We start from the raw sequence: 17,126 nt of genomic DNA on the forward strand, positions 1-17,126 counted from the left end.
CACCCTCCTAGGGTGGGGGGATGGATACGGGGACGACGGGCGAGACGGACCGGCCCGAGTGGGTGGGGCTGCCGGGTGGGCTGCTCGCGCTGCGGCGGATGCTGCTGGTGATCTGGGCGACCGTTGTCGCGGTGGCGACCGGCGTCGTACTGGGCCTGCTCGCGGGGCCCGTGTGGGCGGCCCTGGCGGGGTGCTGGCTGGTGGCCCTGGCCTGGGGGTGGGTGCTGCTCGGCCGGAACTGGCGGTCCTGGCGGTACTCCGAGCGTGCGGACGACCTGCTGATCAGCCGGGGCGTGCTGTGGCGGGAGGAGACCGTGGTCCCGTACGGGCGGATGCAGCTGGTCGAGGTGACCTCGGGCCCGTTGGAGCGGCGCTTCGGGCTGGCCTCCGTCCAGCTGCACACGGCGGCCGCGGCGACCGACGCCAAGATCCCGGGCCTGGTGCCGGCCGAGGCGCAGCGCCTGCGCGACCGCCTCACCGAGCTCGGCGAAGCAAGGTCGGCGGGTCTGTGAGCGGCGGGTCCGTGAGCGGCGAGGCCACGGCCGGCGGGGCAACGCCTGGCCTGGCCGCGCCCGGCGAGTCCGCGCCCGGCGAGTCCGCGCCCGGCGAGTCCGCGCCCGGCGAGTCCGCGCCCGGCGAGTCCGCGCCCGGCCGGGCCACGGCCGGCGAGCGGCGGCTGCACCCCTTCACCCCACTGCGCCGCGCCTGGGTGCCCATCGCCGCGACCGTCGGCGTGATCGCCCAGCAGGGCGACCGGGCGGAGCACTGGATAGCGGACCTGTCCACCCTCCTGCGGGTGTCGGCGCTCGGGGGCCTGCTCCTGGTGTTCGGCGCGTACGGTTTCCTGAGCTGGTGGTTCACGCACTACGCCGTCACCGACACCGAGCTGCGCATCCGCAGCGGGCTGGTCTTCCGGCGCGCCGCGCACATCCGCCTCGACCGGATCCAGGCGATCGACGTCACCCGGCCGTTGCTGGCCCGGCTGACCGGGGTCGCCAGCCTGCGGCTCGACGTCATCGGCACCGAGGAGAAGGACGAGCTGGCCTTCCTGGGCGAGAAGGAGGCCGTGGCCCTGCGCGCCGAGCTCCTCGCCCGGGCGGCCGGCTTCGCCCCCGAGGAGGCGGCGAGCGTGGGCGAGGCCCCCGAACGGGAGCTGCTGCGCGTACGCCCGCGCGACGTCGCCGTGTCGCTGCTGCTGAGCCTCGGCGTCTGGGCGGCGCTGGCCGGCGGGATCACCGCGCCCGTGGTGGTCTGGTGGATCAGCTCCAGCCCGTGGGCGGCCGTCGTCACTCTGCTCCCGCTGCTCGGCGGCGTCTGGTCCGGCACCGCGGGCCGCTTCCTCGCCGAGTACGACTGGACGGTCGCCGAGTCCCCGGACGGGCTGCGCCTGGACCACGGACTGCTGGACCGGGCCCACGAGACCGTGCCGCCGGGGCGGGTGCAGACCGTACGCATCGTGGAGCCGCTGCTGTGGCGGCGGCGCGGCTGGGTCCGGGTGGAGCTGGCGGTGGCCGGCTCGAAGAACGGGGTTCTGGTCCCGGTGGCCTCGCGGGCCGCCGCGTACGCCGTGATCGCCCGGGTCCTGCCGGGGGTTGACCTGGCGGCCCTGTCCTTCACCGGCTCCCCGGGGGCCGGTTCGCGCTGGGTGGTCCCGGTGTGGTGGAAGGGCTACGCCCTGGCCGTCTCCCCGGAGGTGTTCGCCGCCCGGCACGGCCGCCTGTGCCGCCGTACGGAGATCGTCCCGCACGCCAAGGCGCAGAGCGTCCGCCTCACCCAGGGCCCGTGGGAGCGCGCCAGGGGCGTGGCCGACGTCCATGTGGACACCGGCGCGAACGGCACCGTGACGGCCCGGCTGCGGTCGAGCGCCGAGGCCGCCGAGCTGCTGCGGGCCCAGGCCGCCCGCTCCCACACCTCCCGCGCGGCAGCCCGTCCGGACCGCTGGATGACGCAGTCGGGGCCGTAGGGGCCGGAGGGGGGTCGGGTGCGCCACAGGAGGTAACCCCCGCCCCCGACGCACCACGGCGTTCCCCCCGAGCCGGGGCCGGCCCGGGGGGAACGCCGTGCGGGGGCTAAGCGGCGGGCCCCCCGCCCGCCCGGACCAGTCCCGTCTCGTACGCCAGGACCACGACCTGGACCCGGTCGCGCAGGCTCAGCTTCGTCAGGATGCGGCCCACGTGGGTCTTCACCGTCGCCTCCGACAGGACCAGCCGGGCAGCGATCTCACCGTTCGACAGGCCCTGCGCCACCAGCAGCATGACCTCGCGCTCGCGCTCCGTCAGCCGCTCGACCTCCTTGTTCCGCGGCTCCTCGGTGGTCGTCGGCAGCATCGGCGCGAAGCGGTCCAGCAGCCGCCGCGTCGTCGACGGGGCGACCACCGCGTCGCCGCTGTGCACCGAGCGGATCGCCGCCAGCAGCTCGGCCGGCGGCACGTCCTTCAGCATGAAGCCGCTCGCGCCCGCCTTCAGCCCGGAGAAGGCGTACTCGTCCAGGTCGAAGGTGGTCAGGATGATCACCTTCGGGTGTTCGGCAGGCTCACAGATCCGCCGCGTCGCCTCGACCCCGTCGAGCCTCGGCATGCGGACGTCCATCAGCACCACGTCCACCTTCGTGGACCGCAGTACCTCCAGGGCCTCCAGGCCGTCGCCCGCCTCGGCGACGACCTCCATGTCCGGCTGGGCGGCGAGCACCATCCGGAAGCCGGTGCGCAGCAGCACCTGGTCGTCGACCAGCATCACTCGGATGGACATCCGTTACCTCGTCCTCTTCAACTCTTCTTCAAGGGAAGCAATGCGCTGATCCGGAAGCCGCCGCCCGGCCGCGGCCCGGTGTCCAGGGTTCCGCCGACCATACCGATCCGCTCGCGCATGCCGATCAGGCCGTGCCCGGCGCCGTCGGCGCCGCCGTCCTCGTACAACTCGTGGGCCGCGCCCCGCCCGTCGTCCTCGACCAGCAGGCCGAGCCCGTCGTCGAAGTAGACCAGCCGGACGCTCGCCTTCGCGTCGGGGCCCCCGTGCTTGCGCGTATTGGTCAGCGCCTCCTGCACGATCCGGTACGCGGTCAGCTCGACGCCGCTGGGCAGCCGCCGCGGCGCGCCCTCGACCTCGAAGTCCACCGCGAGCCCTGCCGCCCGTACCTGCTCGACCAGGACCTCGATCTGCTCGACGTCCGGCTGCGGCACGTAGTCCTCCGACTCCTGCGGCTCGCCGGTGCGCAGTACGCCCAGCAGCCGGCGCATCTCGGCGAGGGCCTGGCGGCCGGTGCCCGAGATGGTCTGGAGGGCTTCCTTGGCCTGCTCGGGGGCCACGTCCATGACGTACGCCGCCCCGTCCGCCTGGACCACCATCACCGAGACGTTGTGCGCGACGACGTCGTGCAGCTCGCGGGCGATCCGGGCGCGCTCGGCTGCCACGGCCACCTTGGCCTGGGCCTCGCGCTCCTTCTCCAGCCGCTGGTTGCGCTCGATGATCTGGGCGTAGTAGGCCCGGCGGGTGCGCAGCGAATCGCCCATCACCCAGGCGAGGACGAACGGGACGATCATGAAGAGGGTGAAGAGGACGTTGTCGACGTCGTTGGAGCCCTTGTCCACGCCGTACCGCAGGAAGTAGAGCGGCGCGGCGGCCAGCCCCCAGCCGAGGGCGGTGCGCGAGACCCAGCGCGGGACCTCGCTCGCGGCGACCGTGAACAGGATGACGAGCATCGCGAAGTCGTAGAACCCGGCGACGACGCCCAGGGCCAGCTGGTAGAGCCCCGCGCCGAGGGTGAGCCAGAACATCGCCTGGGTCCACTTGCGGCGCAGCGCCACGGCGACGCTCAGGGCGATCACCGCGGGGACGGCCGCGAGCCGCAGGGTGGTGCTGAGGCTGGTCTCGGCCACCACGTTCACCATCGAGACCCCGAAGAAGAGGACAGCCCAGAAGCTGTCGACGCCCGTCGGGTGTCTGCGGAGGAAATCGTAGAGGCGCTGCACGTAACCCAGAGTAGGGAACGCTGACAGGTGCTGGAGTCAACCAGAGGTGCGAACCTGGCCCCGGGGGTGTACTCCCCAAGGTGGAGGGTGAGCCTAACCTCTGAGGGATGAGCACTCAGGGTGGGTACGCGGCTCCGGTCCGGTGGCGCAGTGCGATGGAAGCGGCGCTGTACGGGCCCGGGGGTTTCTACGTCCGGCCGGGCGGGCCGGGTCCCGCCGGGCACTTCCGCACCTCGGTGCACGCGTCCGGGCTGTACGCGGGGGCCGTGGCGCGGCTGCTGCGGTGGGTGGACGCGGAGCTCGGGCACCCGGCGGGGCTGGACCTGGTCGACGTGGGCGCCGGGCGCGGGGAGCTGCTGGCCGGGGTGCTCGCCGCCCTGCCGGCGGAGGTGGCGGCGCGGGTGCGCCCGTACGCCGTGGAGCGTGCGGAGCGGCCCCCCGGGCTCGACCCGCGGATCCACTGGGTCGCGGCGCCGCCCGAGGGGTCGACGGGGCTGCTCTTCGCCAACGAATGGCTGGACAACGTGCCGCTGGAGGTCGCGGAGGACGGGCGGTACGTGCTGGTGGCACCGGACGGTACGGAGAGTCCCGGTGGTCCGGTGGACGGCGCGGACCTGGCCTGGCTGGAGCGCTGGTGGCCGGGCGGCGGCCGCGCGGAGATCGGCCGGGCGCGCGACGAGGCCTGGGCGGCGGCGGTGGCGAGCCTGGAGCGGGGGCTGGCGGTGGCGGTGGACTACGCCCACACCCGGGAGGCGCGGCCGCCCTACGGCACGCTCACGGGTTTCCGGGCGGGCCGGGAGGTCCCGCCGGTCCCGGACGGCAGCTGCGACGTCACGGCCCACGTGGCACTGGACGCGTGCGCGGGCCCGGAGTCGGTGCTGCTGACCCAGCGCGGGGCCCTGACCGCCCTCGGTGTCTCGGGCGGCCGCCCGCCGCTCGCCCTGGCCTCGACCGACCCGGCGGCGTACGTCCGCGCCCTGGCCTCGGCGGGCGAAGCGGCGGAACTGACGGCCCGTGGCGGGCTGGGCGATTTCGGCTGGCTGGTCCAGCCGGTGGGGATCCGGCCGTGGCCGCGGGGCGGGGACGGCGGGATGCCGACTGACGTCTCCTAGAGCCGCTTCGCGCTGCGCAGGGTCGTCGCGTAGTAGCCGTTGCCGTCGAGGCGTGACGTACCGCCCTTGTCGCCGATCGTCGGGCCGTTGGCCTCCTCCCGGCTGGAGATGAATATCTTGTGGCCGTCGGTGTCCGTGCCCAGGTAGATGCCCGTGTGGTCGAGGCGGTCCTTGGTGCGCGCGTCGAGCTTGAAGAACAGCAGGTCGCCCGGCTGGATCACGTCGATCGAGACGGGCCGGTCGTGCGGGCCGACCCCCTTGAGGGGCAGGACGTCCGCGCCCAGGGCGGCGCGGGCCATGCCGTTCGCGGTCCGCGGCAGGCCGGAGCCGTGCTTGTCGTCGGACAGGAGCGGGTAGCGGGCCCGGTAGCCGAAGACGGTGCGGACGAAACCGGAGCAGTCCATGGACCGGTACCGGGCGGTCTGGGGCTGCTTCCTGGTGCCGTCGCGGAAGGTGTACGGGGTGCCCAGGTAGTCGTAGAAGTCCGACTGCTCCAGGCGCAGGTCGTTGCCGGCCGAGCCGGCCGGGTTGAGCGGGCCGAAGGAGGCGTCACCCGCGTACGAGGTGCCCTGCGCGTCCTTCTTCACCGGGGCCTGGTCGCCGTACTGGAAGGCCATCGCGAAGATGTCGTCCTCCTGGCTCCCGAAGTACTTCTTGAACCATTCCTTGAACCACTGCTCGTTCTCCGCGCCCGGCTTCCACGGCTCCGGCATGAGGCGGACCCAGTTCTCGGTCACGACCCGGGTCGTGGTGTTGGCCGGCTCGGTGAAGGTGCGGCTGGGCCCGGTGAGGGTGGCCGTGCGGGCGCCGTCGGTGAAGGTGGCCAGCACCTGCCCGGTGCCGTCGCGCAGCACCGACCGGTCGGGGCTCTGGAGGCGCTCCCACTTCTGGGCTCCCGCCTCGCCCGCGCCGACCGCGATGTTCTGGTCGGCGACGACCTGGACGGCGGGCGCCTTGGCCTGCTCCTGGACCCGCAGCGCGTACGTGAGGTACGCGCTGCCGGCCAGCAGCGCGAGCACGGTGACCGCGTGCAGCGCGGAACGTGTGCGGCTCTTCGACTTGGCGGTCATGCGGGGGGCTCCGGAGCGGTTGAGGGCGGGCGCGGGGTTCTTCGGGTCTACGCGGCCGGCATGACGCCGAGCAGGATGCCGGCGGTCAGTACGACGTACGTCATGAGCGTGGTGCTGCCGGTGGCGAGCAGGGTGGCCCCCTTCGGCTGGCGGACCAGCTGGTAGCCGATCAGGCCCGGCACGATGAAGCCGAGGGTCTGGTTCGTGTAGAGGAGCGGGAACTCCATCTGGAGCACGATGACCACGGTGGCCTGGAGCAGGACGCCGAGCAGCACGACGGCCGCGAACAGCCGCTTGCCGTAGAGGATCACGAAGCGCTGCACGACCAGCGTCAGCACGTACGTCGTGACGGTCACGCCGACCACGAGGGCGGCTCGCTGGAGGTCCTCCAGGAGGGTCAGCGCCAGCCAGCCGGGGGTGATCATTCCGCCGGGGGAGAGGTTGGTCGTGAGGTAGCAGACGAGCGAGAACAGCAGACCCAGGGCAATGCCGATCGCGGCGATCTCGGGGGTGAGGACGGCGGGGATCAACGGGTTTCTCCTGGCTTCTGCCACGGCCCCTGCGGGGGGTTCGGGTGGATCTGCGGCTGTGGCTGCGGCGGTTGCTGCTGATGTGGCCAGGCCGGCACGGGCGTGGCGGCACGGATGCCGTAAGGGTCGGGGGCTGCGGGCACGTACGGCACGGCCGCCCGCGGCGCCTGCGCGTAGGCACCCGGCCCCCGCTGGGCCGGAGCGCGGGGGACGCGGCCGTACGGGTCCCGGCCGTCGGAACCCCCGTTGTCGGGGCTCTCGGCGTACGGGGCCTGGCCGCCGGGGACCTGGCCGTACGGGGCGTGCGCGTGCGGGGCGTGCGCGACCGGGGCGTGCGCGTGCGGTTCCCGGCTGTGCGGGGCCTGCGCGTAGGGGTGCTCGCCGTACGGGGCCTGGGCGTAGGGGTGTCCGCTGTACGGGACCTGCGCGTACGGATCCCCGCCGTACGGGGCGTCGGCGTACGGGTCGAAGACGCGGGCGAACTGCCCCGCCGGCTCCTCCTGCCGTACGTGGTCTCCGTCCCCGGAGTCGTCCGCCTCGTCCGTCGGGAGCTCCGAGAGGTGCTCCAGCAGCACCTCGCCCTGGCCGTGGATGTTGCCGATGGCGACGAGCGAGGAGCTGGGGCCGAGGTGCCCCAGCAGCTCCCGCACGAACTCCTCGCCGTCGCGGTGGTCGCCGCCCAGGTCGACGGCGCGGCCCTGCCACTCGGCCGGGATCGCGTCGATGGCGCTCTTGGCCGGGTGGCCGATGACGAAGACCTTGTCCGGCCGCAGATCAGGGATGATCGCGCCCATCTGGGCGTTGCGCTCAACCCGGTCGGGCCGGCAGTTGATCACCACGTTCAGCGGGCGTTCCACCGCACCCAGGTCCAGCAGCTGGTTGATGTTCATCAGCGTCGACTCGGGGTCGTTCGCCGCGAAGACGTTGGCGAACCGCAGCCGCTTCCCGCCGGGGGCCAGGTACCGCTCGACCGAGAGCACACCCGGGTCCGGCGGGGCCTCGTACATCCCCCGCAGGGCGGTGTCCCGGTCGACGCCGAGGAGCTCGGCGACGGTGAGCGCGATGGCGACGTTCTCCTTGAAGGTGAACCAGCTGAAACCGCGCAGCTCCTCGTCGCTGACCGTGTCGGGGTCGGCGTACAGCAGCCGGCAGCCGCGGGCGTCGGCCTCCTCCTGGAGGACGTCGAAGCGCTCCTTCTCGGCGGTGACGCAGATCCCGCCGTGCGGCATCGAGCGGGACAGGGAGCGCGCGATGTCGTCGAGGGTCGGGCCCATCTCGGCGACGTGGTCCTCGCGGACGTTGCACAGGACGCCGATGGTCGACTGGATCAGCTTGGACTGGTTGATCTCCTGGAGCGCAGGCATGACCGCCATGCACTCCATGACGAGCGCGTCCGGACGATAGGCGGAGGCGCGCCGCACGATGCCGATCTGCTCCACGACGTTGGCGATGCCGAACTTGCGGTGGACGGGTTCCTCGGTGGCGTCCGGGTGGATGAACCGGGCCGCCGTGCCGGTGGTCTTGGCGACCGTGGTCAGACCGCCGCCGCGCAGTGCGCCCGCGCACAGCCGGGTGATGGAGCTCTTGCCGCGGATGCCGTTGACCAGCACCCGGTTCGGTATCCGGTGCAGGCTGGCGAAGTGCCGCCGCTGCTCCACGATGCCCGCGACGAGCATGATCGCGCAGCAGGCGAGCAGCACGCAGTAGAGGAAGAGCACGGGGGATCAGTTCCTTCCGGCCGGGGCGGACTGCCGTCCGCCGGCCTGCTTGCGCTGCTGCTGGAGCTGCTGGCGGATGATCTCCAGGCTCCGGGTCACGGCACCCACCTCGTCGTGGTGGCGCGGGTACAGCACCGTCCGCCGGTCGCCGTCGGCGAGGGCCTCGGCGCGCCGGGCGAGGTCGCGCAGCGGGGCGACCACGATGATCTGGAGCCAGCCGAGGCAGGCCGCGCCGACCGCGAAGCCGAGCAGGCCGGCGAGGACGGTGCGGTTCTGCAGGCTGTACTCGTGGATGGCGAGGCCCTTGGCGGACTGCCAGCTGACCACGGTCCAGTCCATGGGCTTGGCGGCGCCGCCGCCCACGAACGGGGCTGCGGCCGCGATGACGTGGTCGCCGCCGCTGCGGTAGAGGATGCTGCCGGGCCGCGGGGACATGCCGACCTTGAGGGCGGAGCCCTCGACGAGGGCGTCGAGCCGCTCGTCGTCGAGCTTCTCGAAGGCGCGGTAGCCGCCGTTGGAGGCGATGATCCGGTGCTGGGAGTCGACCACCCGGATCTCCCCCAGACCCGGCCGCCTGAGCAGCGAGTTGAGGAAGTCGATGCGGAGCTCGCCGACGACCGCCGTGCCGCCTTGGCCCGGGATCTGGGCGGTCGCGACGACGACCGGCTCCTTGCCGCCGTCGTGGAGGGCGATCGGCTCCTTGCGGGGCCCGTTGCCGCCGGTGGTCTGCGGTGTGCCGCCCGCCTGGGCGAGTATCTTGCCGGTGCCGTCGAGCACGTACAGGGAGGCGTAGCGCAAGTGCTCGTGCGCGGTGCGCTCCAGGACGGTGGTCATGTGCTGCGGGGTCGTGTCGTCGCCCATCAGCGAGGCGACGGACAGCAGGTCGGCATGGCCTTCGTTGAGGGCGCGCCGGATCCGGTCGTTGAGGGTGTCGGTGCGCTCCCGCTGGTCGTTGACCAGCTGCTGCGGTACGACGACTTCCTCGCCGGCCCGGTTGACCAAAAGTCCGAGCGGTACGCACCAGGCCAGGAGCAGGACCCCGCACAGGGCGAGCAGTACACGGGCGCCCGTGCGGCGCTTTCGCCTGCCGAGGGTGGCGGGCGCGGGGACCGCGTCGTCCAGCAGCTGGCCGCGCAGCCGCTCCAGGGCGTTGCCGATCCGGGCCGCCTCGGCCCCGCGGGGGACGGACACCGGGCGGGTGAGGTCACTGCGGGTCATCCGCCGGCTCTCCAGGAACAGAGTGATCAGCGGGCGCTGCACGGTGCCGACGAGCAGGGCGACGACCAGGGCGCCGACCAGCAGCAGGGCGCCGGCCAGGACCAGTCCGGCGAAGGCGTCGGACGTGCGCGCGGGGTTCTGCGCGACGTTGACCATGGCGACGACGGTCAGCTCCAGGCTGGTGGCGTTGGTGCCGACCCCTGCTTCGGGTCCGGCGAGGCGCGCGTAGCCCGCGGCGGCGCGTTCACCGCCCCATTCGCCTCCCATCAGGCTGCCGCTGACCCCGAGGAAGCCGCCGGAGCCGGGCTCCTTCGCGGTCAGCGGGTTGGCCCCGGCCCGTTGGGCCGCGGTCTTGGCGAAGGAGGCGAGCTGCGCGGTGTCGCGCTTGACGTCGGCGCGCTGGAGGTCGGTGAGGACCATCTCGGGCTCGGGGATGCCGTCGTTGCTGAGCACCGTTCCGTCGGAGCCGACGACGGCGATGGCGCGGAAGTTGCCGAGGCTGATGCCGGGGAAGCGCAGGCTGCTGGAGGCGACCAGCAACTGTTGGGGCCGGTCCTTCCAGGACAGCAGGGAGAGGGTCAGCAGCCGGGTCTCGCCGTTGGCCAGTTTGACCATGCGGGGGGCCAGGCCGCCCTCGCCGGAAAGCCGGGTGCGGTCGATCGCGGTCAGGGGGAGATTCTCGCCGCGGGCGGCCAGCAGCCGGCCCGTGCCGATCTCGACGACCGCCGTGCCGCGCCACTTCTGGTAGACGCTGCCGATCTTGTCGAGCACGGCGTCCGCGGCGACGGGCTTCCCTGTGGAGAACAGGGCCGCGGCCCGGTCGAGGTCGGTGACGCTCTCGTCCAGCGAGGCGCGCAGGGCGATCGCGCCGTCCTCGGCGAAGTGCTGCTGGGAGGTGAGCACGGCCGCGGGCAGGCGGTCCTCGCGGACGCTGCCCAGGCTCAGCGCGGTGAACCCGGCCAGGGCGAGCAGCAGTACCGACAGCACGGTGATCGGCGGCCTGATGCCGCCGAGCAGTGACATGTCGGCCCTGCGGCCGGCCTTGCGTCGCCGCGTGTTGCGGGATGCGGCCACGGGGTGGGGTCCTTCCTGGGCTGAACGGGAGAGCGTGAGGTCGTGCGTACGCGGGCGGGTGCGCCCGGTGGGGTCACCCGGGCAGTCCCCGCAAGGGGCGCAGTCCGTCCTTGCCGGCGCCGCGGTTGAGCATGGTGCCCTGGGTGCGCTCGAAGGCCAGGCGGTAGCGGGCGCGCTGCTCCGGCAGCAAGTTCTTGTCGTTCTGCAGGGCTTCCACGACGTCGACCAGGCGGTGGTCGCGTACCGGCTGGGTGCTGGTGCCGGGAAGGTCCGACCCCGGGGTGCTCTCGGGGTCCGGCGGGATGTCGGTGAAGGTGGGCACGAAGCGGGCCTGGACGTCCCATGCGCCGTTCTTCTCGCTGAACTCGAACCAGCCGATGGCGCCCTCCTCGGTCAGCCCGCTGGGCACGTCGTGGCGGGCGAGCTGGTTGCCGAGGCCGTAGGCGACCCACGTGCCGTCGACCTTCTCCATCGGCTGCACGACGTGGGCGTGGTGGCCGATGACCAGGTTGATCCCGGTCTCCTCGGCGATCCGGCGGGCCAGTTCCAGCTGCGGGTTGCTCGGGTTCGGCTGGTGCTCGCGGCCCCAGTGGATGGACAGGATCACGACTTCGGCGCCGGCCGCGCGGGCCTTCTTCTCGGCCGCGGCGATGGCCTTGAAGCTGATGAGGTTGGCCAGCCAGGGCTTGTCCTTGGGGACCTCGCGCCCGTTGAACCCGAAGGCGAAGGAGATCTGGGCGACCTTGACGCCCTTGACGTCCAGGATCAGGGGCTTGTCGTCCTCTTCCTTGCTCCGGGCGGAGCCGGTGTGCTTGAGGCCCTCCCGGTCCAGGGTGTCCAGGGTGCGGAAGACGCCCTCCGGGCCGTGGTCGAGGGTGTGGTTCGAGGCCGTCGAGCAGGTGTCGTACCCGATGTTCTTGATCGTTTTGGCGATCTGCGGCGGGACGAGGAAGTCGGGGTAGGTCTGGAAGGGGCCGTTCGGCTGGCCCAGGACCGGCTCCATGTGGCAGATGCCGAGGTCGGCCTTGCTGATGACCGGCTCGACCCCCGCCATGATCCGGTCGAAGTCGTACCCCGTGTGCCCGGCCGCCTTGGCGTCCCGGGCGGCCTGGTCGGTCAGCTGCGGGTGGATGAGGATGTCGCCCGCGGCGGCGACGGTGAAGGACCGGCCCGCCCTCTTGGCGCTTCCGTCCGCCGTGCCGCCCGTAGCCGGCTCCGGCTTCTCCTGCGGGCCGCCGATCAGGCCGCACCCCGCGAGCGAGAGGCTCAGCGGGAGGAGCACGGCGCGGGTCAGGGCGGAGACCGGACGGGCGGGGGCGATTTTCACTCAGCTATTTTCAGCCAGTGAAAACTGTGAAGTTCACAAACAACGTAACGATTGGCGTGATCATTTGCGGCGTGATCATGGCACTGGCGGCTTATGCCGCTTTTCATCCAATCAATTCGGTCAAAAAGGGAGCTGCTCCCTCTCCGTCTCCTGTGGCGGAGGACATAGATCTACTCGGCCGGGTTACCCGCTTCGCCGCGGAATTCGGCACGACGGGCGGCTATCGTGTGCCCGCGCAGACCGAGAAAACGATCATTGTTCAGGGTGTTTCCGCCCTTTTCGAGGGAAAGGTCGACGAGGCGCGCACTCGGCTGGCCGAGGTGGATTACAGGCTCGACGTGTTCACCGACACGGTCGGCGGACGCCGCTTCGCGGAGGTCTCCGACGCGGCGGGCCGGTCCGGCTCCGCCACCCGGGGCTGGGGCCGCGTCTACGTCGCCCTCGACGGGCCCCCGCGCTGGTCGGTCCAGGTTCCGCACCCCGTCGCCGACCAGGGCACCGAGCGGCTCGGGGCCAGGGTGCTGCGCGGCGCCCCCGGCGGGGTCATGGTCATGGCGGGAGCCCACCGTACGGCGGGCACGGGCACGGGCCCCCGCGCGGGCGGAGCCGGTGACGAGGCGGACGAGGGGGGCGAGGGAGCCCCGGCCGACATGGCGCACCGCACGGACTCGGTCTTCCACGCCGTGATCGCGGAACTCGCCCGGCGCGGCCTGCCGGGCATCCAACTGCACGGCTTCGCCGACGACTCCGCCCCCGGCACCGACTCCGTCGTCTCCACCGGCGCGGGGAGCCGGGCGGCCGAGGACGCCGAGCGGCTCGCCGGAAAGCTGGACGGGCAAGGCTTCGAGGTGTGCCGGGCGTGGTCCGCCACCTGCAAGCTGTCGGGCCGGACCAACGAGCAGGGCCGGCTCGCCGCCGAGCAGGGCACCCGCTTCCTGCACGTGGAACTGAGCAGGACCACCCGCTCCGGCTCCCGCCGGCTGGACGAGACCGCCCGGGCGATCGCGTACGTCACCACGAGGTGGTCGCGGGGCACCCCGTAGCCCCGCGGGAGACGGCGAAGGGGCCGGCACCCCGCGGGAGACGGCGAAGGGCCGGCACCCCGTGAGCGGGATCCCGGCCCCTTCGGCTGCCTGTGAGCGACTACTGCCGGACCTCGTCGTGGCCCTCGTGCAGGCCGCCGCCGCTGCCGCCGCCCGGCGTCGGCACGGAGACGACCGGCTTCGAGAGCGGGGCCAGGTCGAAGGCGTAGTGGCCCACCGCGTCCGCGATGACGTCGACGTTGATGTCGAGCGCCTTCTGGTCGATGTTCGTGATGTCGTCACCCTCGGCGTGGTAGTTCACGTCGTAGGCGACGCCCGCCCGGCCGCCGAACTTCGCGGCCTCCTCCGGCGTCTTGATGCCCTCGGCGCCCGTGAACGTACCGCCCGACGGGATGCCGGCCTCGATGAACGGGCCGTAGTCCGAGCGGCCCGAGAAGTCCGTGCCCGCGTGCGGGATCTTCTTGGAGTCGAGGAAGTCGGTGATCCCCTTCTCCAGCTGGGCGGAGCCCTCCGGGCCGGGGCCCGCGCCCACCCCGTCCGAGTTGTCGCCGTCGTACACGAAGTACGCGGAGTTCGGCGAGGCGATCATGTCGAAGTTCAGGTAGAGCTTGATCTGCTTCTTCTGGGCGTCCGTCAGCCCCGCGACGTACGCCTCGGATCCGAGGAGGCCGTACTCCTCCGCCGACCACCAGGCGAACCGGACCTTGTTCTTGATCTTCGTCTGACTGCTCGCGAGGCGCTGCGCGACCTGGAGGATGCCGGCCGAGCCGGAGCCGTTGTCGTTGATGCCGGGGCCCGCCGCGACCGAGTCGAGGTGCGCGCCGAGGAAGACGGTGTTGCTCTCGTCCCCGCCGCGGGTCTCCGCGACGACGTTGTACGTCGTGCGGTTCTCGCGGAACTCGCGGATGTCGAGCGTGACCTCGACCGGGCCGGCCGCGGCGTCGGCCGCGAGCTTCTCGCCGTCCGCCTGGCTGATGCCGCCGGTCGGGACCTTGCCCGCGTTCGCGTCGCCGAGGGTGCCGCTCAGGGCGCCCGTGGTGTTGTTGTAGATGACCGCGCCGACCGCGCCGGCCGCCGCCGCGTTGGCCTGCTTGACGGCGAAGGTGCAGCCGCCGCGCTTGACCAGGGCGATCTTGCCCGTGAAGGCGCCGGCCGCGAAGTCGCCGGGCTCGCAGCCGTTCGTACCGTCCGCGTCGACCGGCGCGACGGCGACCTGGGCCGTCACGCCGCCCTCCGGAGAGCTCGCCGTGTACGTCATCAGGTGGATCGGGACGTCGTGCGCGTTCGAGCCGTTCACCGTCAGCTTCTCGGCGATGGTCTCGACGTAGACGAAGTCGAACTCGTTCTTCGTGACCTTGTATCCGGCCGCCCGCATCACGGCCTCGACGTACTTGGCGGACTGCTCGTGGCCCTTGGAACCCGCCACGCGCGTGCCGTTGTTGTAGTCGGCGATCGACTGGAAGACCTTCAGATGGTTGAAGGCGCCCTTGCCGGTCGCGTCCTTGACCAGCTTCCTGGCCAGTGCGTCACCTCGTGCGGCGTCGCTCTGCGGGCTTCCGGTCGCACCGGCGGGCCCCGCGAGGAGCAGCGGGGAGACGAGCGCCGCGGCGGCGAGGGCGGCGGTTGCTGCTGCTATACGGCGAGAGGGCATGGAGGTCCTTCCACGGCAAAGTGCGAGCAGGCGGAACGGTGGACGCACGTTAAGCAGCGGGGAGCCACTCTGGCCAGAGTTTTAACTGATTCCGGTTCATGAAATCCGTATATCGGCGACCTTGCGCCTAACGGAGGATGCCCTCGATGAAGTCCGAGCCGATGCGGGCGACCGCGGGCAGATCCAACTGGTGCTGGGCATAACGTCCTTGGCGCCGCGTATGGATCAGACCGGCCTTTTTCAATACGGCCAGATGCCGGGACACCTCCGGAGCGGTGATCCCGTGCACGGTCGCCAGCTCGCTCGTCGTGTACGGGGCCCTGGCCAGACTCCGGCACAGCATCATCCGCAGGGGATGGGCGAGGGCCTCCATCCGCCGCTGGAGCAGCTCCACCGAGCCGGGCGCGGCGGCCAGTTCGGGGGTGCCGAGCGGATAGTGGACCACCGGCCGCCAGCCCGGTGCGTGCAGCACCAGCAGATGCGGCCAGCCGAAGTTGGTCGGTATGAAGACCAGGCCGGGGCCGAGGCGGGGGTCGGTGGCGGTGGTCGAGCCGTTGACCATCTTGTCGGCGGTGATGGTGGTGCGGCCCTCGTCGACGCTGAGCGCGCCCGAGACCTCCTTCAGCGCGGCCGGCAGCCCCTTGCGGCGCAGCAGCTCGGTCTTGTGCCGGGCGTCGGCGCTCTGCCCCGGCTCGACGCGCTTCCAGGTCTCGGCGAAGAAGGCCTCGTCGCAGTCCTCCAGGAGCCGCCGCATCCACACCCGGACGGCGGCGGTGTCGTCCAGCAGGCGCAGCGAGAAGTTCAGCTGGCGGGGGCCGCGGGCGGCGGCCGTTTCCAGCGCCCTGGCCCGCGCCGCCGGATCGGTGAGCGGGGAGGGCCAGCCGCCCTCGTCGTACAGGGCCAGCCAGCAGTGCTCCAGGGCGGCCATCACGAACCGCTCGTCGTCCAGCCGGTCGAGTACGTCGAGCTCCTCGGCCAGGGTCGCGGCGGGCAGCCCGGCCCCGCCGGAGACTCCGGCGAAGGGCATGAAGATGTCGGCGAAGGAACTCCGCCACATGAAGTCGCCCTCCAGCAGCCGGTCCGCGAGGCACGGGTCGAGGGCGGCGGAGGTGGCGGTGGTCCAGGAGCTGAGCGCCGGGTGGTGGGCGGGCTGCGAGAGCGCGTGCAGCGCCATGCAGAGCTCGGCGAGCGGCGAGGGCGTGAAGGAGATCCGCTCGGCGGGCAGGCCGGCGATGTCGATGGTGACGCTCATCAGGCCATTCTGGAGGGTGCGGCCCGGCGGTCACGGGGTGAGGGTGGACACATGAGTGCGATCGAGCAGTACCTCATCGACACCTACCGGGCGTCCCAGCACGGCGACCCGATGCCCCCGCCGCCGGGGCGGGACGATCTCGCCGTGCTGCACGCGGCCCGGGAGTACGAGCAGTTCCGGGCAGTGCTGGACGGCCGCCCGGGCGGTCACCCGTGGCGCGCCGCGCTGCGGAGGCTCACCGCCCGGAGGTGATCCCGTACGGGACCTCCGCGCGCCGGCCGGCACGCACCCGCGCGGGCCCCCGGCCCACCCACCCGCGCGCGAGGGGAGCCGGGGGCCCGCGGCGGCCGCCCGCTACTCGAAGTTGGGCGCGTTGCGCTCGTAGACCAGCCGCAGGCCGATCAGCGTCAGCCACGGCTCGTGGTCGTCGATCACCGAGGACTCGCCGAGGACCATCGGGGCCAGGCCGCCGGTGGCGATCACGCGGACGTCGTCCGGGTCGCCGTTCGGGCCGGCCAGCTCCTTGGCCATGCGGGTGACGACCCCGTCGACCTGCCCCGCGAAGCCGTACAGCACGCCCGACTGCATCGCCTCGACCGTCGACTTGCCGATCACGTTGCGCGGGCGGGCCAGCTCGATCTTCCGCAGCTGTGCGCCCCGTACGCCGAGGGCCTCCATCGAGATCTCGATGCCGGGGGCGATCACCCCGCCCACGTACTCACCCTTCGCGGACACCGCGTCGAAGGTGGTCGCCGTACCGAAGTCGACCACGATCGCCGGGCCCCCGTACAGCTCGACCGCCGCGACCGCGTTGATGATGCGGTCCGCGCCGACCTCCTTGGGGTTGTCCATGAGGATCGGCACGCCCGTCTTGATGCCGGGCTCCACCAGCACCGCCGGGACGTCCCCGTAGTAGCGCCGGGTGACCTCCCGCAGCTCGTGCAGCACCGACGGCACCGTCGAGCAGATGCCGATGCCGTGGATGCCGTCGCCCAGCTCGCTGCCGAGCATCGGGTGCATCCCCATCAGGCCCTGCATGAGCACGGCCAGCTCGTCCGCCGTGCGCCGGGGGTCGGTCGAGATGCGCCAGTGCTCGACGATCTCGTCACCGTCGAACAGGCCCAGGACCGTCTGGGTGTTGCCTACGTCGATGGTGAGGAGCAC

General features: G+C 72.4%; 15 protein-coding genes. 5 read left to right on the top strand and 10 right to left on the bottom strand.

Features of this window, described 5'->3' with window-relative positions:
• Positions 1-20 precede the first annotated feature (20 nt).
• Both AB0D48_RS13440 and AB0D48_RS13445 read left to right on the top strand, forming a co-directional pair.
• Positions 21-512 (top strand): PH domain-containing protein, encoded by a 492-nt coding sequence (locus AB0D48_RS13440; RefSeq protein WP_362394800.1) that lies wholly within the window; start codon positions 21-23, stop codon positions 510-512.
• A gap of 164 nt (positions 513-676) precedes the next feature.
• Positions 677-1,963, top strand: coding sequence for a PH domain-containing protein (locus AB0D48_RS13445; protein ID WP_362394966.1), 1,287 nt, complete (start codon positions 677-679; stop codon positions 1,961-1,963).
• A 106-nt stretch (positions 1,964-2,069) separates the two neighbouring features.
• On the opposite strand, the gene AB0D48_RS13450 is transcribed toward AB0D48_RS13445, so the two are convergent.
• Positions 2,070-2,747 (bottom strand): response regulator transcription factor, encoded by a 678-nt coding sequence (locus AB0D48_RS13450; RefSeq protein ID WP_362394803.1) that lies wholly within the window; start codon positions 2,745-2,747, stop codon positions 2,070-2,072.
• A gap of 17 nt (positions 2,748-2,764) precedes the next feature.
• A complete protein-coding gene (locus AB0D48_RS13455; protein WP_362394807.1) occupies positions 2,765-3,967 on the bottom strand; it encodes a sensor histidine kinase in 1,203 nt (400 codons plus the stop codon).
• 107 nt (positions 3,968-4,074) lie between these two features.
• Between AB0D48_RS13455 and AB0D48_RS13460 the strand changes: the two genes are divergently transcribed.
• Positions 4,075-5,079, top strand: coding sequence for an SAM-dependent methyltransferase (locus AB0D48_RS13460; RefSeq protein ID WP_362394810.1), 1,005 nt, complete (start codon positions 4,075-4,077; stop codon positions 5,077-5,079).
• On the opposite strand, the gene AB0D48_RS13465 is transcribed toward AB0D48_RS13460, so the two are convergent.
• The 5 genes from AB0D48_RS13465 to AB0D48_RS13485 form a co-directional block, all read right to left on the bottom strand.
• On the bottom strand, positions 5,076-6,149 hold the full coding sequence (locus AB0D48_RS13465) for an NlpC/P60 family protein (protein ID WP_362394813.1): 1,074 nt from the start codon (positions 6,147-6,149) through the stop codon (positions 5,076-5,078). The two genes, AB0D48_RS13460 and AB0D48_RS13465, sit on opposite strands and share 4 nt — an antisense overlap.
• Positions 6,150-6,196: 47 nt before the next feature.
• Positions 6,197-6,679, bottom strand: a complete 483-nt coding sequence (locus AB0D48_RS13470; protein ID WP_362394816.1) for a poly-gamma-glutamate biosynthesis protein PgsC/CapC — start codon at positions 6,677-6,679, stop codon at positions 6,197-6,199.
• On the bottom strand, positions 6,676-8,397 hold the full coding sequence (pgsB, locus tag AB0D48_RS13475) for a poly-gamma-glutamate synthase PgsB (RefSeq protein ID WP_362394819.1): 1,722 nt from the start codon (positions 8,395-8,397) through the stop codon (positions 6,676-6,678). Before pgsB ends, AB0D48_RS13470 begins: the two co-directional genes overlap by 4 nt.
• Positions 8,398-8,403: 6 nt before the next feature.
• Complete coding sequence (locus AB0D48_RS13480) at positions 8,404-10,638, bottom strand: cache and HAMP domain-containing protein (RefSeq protein WP_362394969.1); 2,235 nt, start codon at positions 10,636-10,638, stop codon at positions 8,404-8,406.
• Positions 10,639-10,762: 124 nt separating this feature from the next.
• On the bottom strand, positions 10,763-12,016 hold the full coding sequence (locus AB0D48_RS13485; RefSeq protein WP_362394822.1) for a CapA family protein: 1,254 nt from the start codon (positions 12,014-12,016) through the stop codon (positions 10,763-10,765).
• A gap of 320 nt (positions 12,017-12,336) precedes the next feature.
• Between AB0D48_RS13485 and AB0D48_RS13490 the strand changes: the two genes are divergently transcribed.
• On the top strand, positions 12,337-13,059 hold the full coding sequence (locus AB0D48_RS13490; RefSeq protein ID WP_362394825.1) for a hypothetical protein: 723 nt from the start codon (positions 12,337-12,339) through the stop codon (positions 13,057-13,059).
• 100 nt (positions 13,060-13,159) lie between these two features.
• On the opposite strand, the gene AB0D48_RS13495 is transcribed toward AB0D48_RS13490, so the two are convergent.
• Positions 13,160-14,710, bottom strand: a complete 1,551-nt coding sequence (locus AB0D48_RS13495) for a M28 family metallopeptidase (RefSeq protein ID WP_362394828.1) — start codon at positions 14,708-14,710, stop codon at positions 13,160-13,162.
• 127 nt (positions 14,711-14,837) lie between these two features.
• Positions 14,838-15,962 carry a DUF5937 family protein gene (locus AB0D48_RS13500; protein ID WP_362394831.1) on the bottom strand — a complete coding sequence of 375 codons (1,125 nt, stop codon included), beginning with the start codon at positions 15,960-15,962 and terminating at the stop codon, positions 14,838-14,840.
• A gap of 51 nt (positions 15,963-16,013) precedes the next feature.
• Here AB0D48_RS13500 and AB0D48_RS13505 point away from each other — a divergent pair, with 51 nt between their 5' ends.
• Positions 16,014-16,214 carry a hypothetical protein gene (locus AB0D48_RS13505; RefSeq protein WP_362394833.1) on the top strand — a complete coding sequence of 67 codons (201 nt, stop codon included), beginning with the start codon at positions 16,014-16,016 and terminating at the stop codon, positions 16,212-16,214.
• Positions 16,215-16,316: 102 nt separating this feature from the next.
• Here the strand turns inward: AB0D48_RS13505 and AB0D48_RS13510 are convergent, their stop codons facing one another.
• The gene (locus AB0D48_RS13510) at positions 16,317-17,126 is read right to left on the bottom strand and encodes a type III pantothenate kinase (protein ID WP_362394836.1); all 810 of its coding nucleotides are present in this window, start codon (positions 17,124-17,126) and stop codon (positions 16,317-16,319) included.

The sequence above is a fragment of the Streptomyces sp. NPDC048269 genome (genome assembly GCF_040652395.1).
Lineage (GTDB): Bacteria > Actinomycetota > Actinomycetes > Streptomycetales > Streptomycetaceae > Streptomyces.

Excerpts from the sequence above, each read along its gene's own strand:
- AB0D48_RS13480 (WP_362394969.1), bottom strand. The coding sequence starts at position 10,638 with ATGTCACTGCTCGGCGGCATCAGGCCGCCGATCACCGTGCTGTCGGTA.
- AB0D48_RS13500 (WP_362394831.1), bottom strand. The coding sequence starts at position 15,962 with ATGAGCGTCACCATCGACATCGCCGGCCTGCCCGCCGAGCGGATCTCC.
- AB0D48_RS13460 (WP_362394810.1), top strand. The coding sequence starts at position 4,075 with ATGAGCACTCAGGGTGGGTACGCGGCTCCGGTCCGGTGGCGCAGTGCG.
- AB0D48_RS13440 (WP_362394800.1), top strand. The coding sequence starts at position 21 with ATGGATACGGGGACGACGGGCGAGACGGACCGGCCCGAGTGGGTGGGG.
- AB0D48_RS13495 (WP_362394828.1), bottom strand. The coding sequence starts at position 14,710 with ATGCCCTCTCGCCGTATAGCAGCAGCAACCGCCGCCCTCGCCGCCGCG.
- AB0D48_RS13505 (WP_362394833.1), top strand. The coding sequence starts at position 16,014 with ATGAGTGCGATCGAGCAGTACCTCATCGACACCTACCGGGCGTCCCAG.
- AB0D48_RS13450 (WP_362394803.1), bottom strand. The coding sequence starts at position 2,747 with ATGTCCATCCGAGTGATGCTGGTCGACGACCAGGTGCTGCTGCGCACC.
- AB0D48_RS13465 (WP_362394813.1), bottom strand. The coding sequence starts at position 6,149 with ATGACCGCCAAGTCGAAGAGCCGCACACGTTCCGCGCTGCACGCGGTC.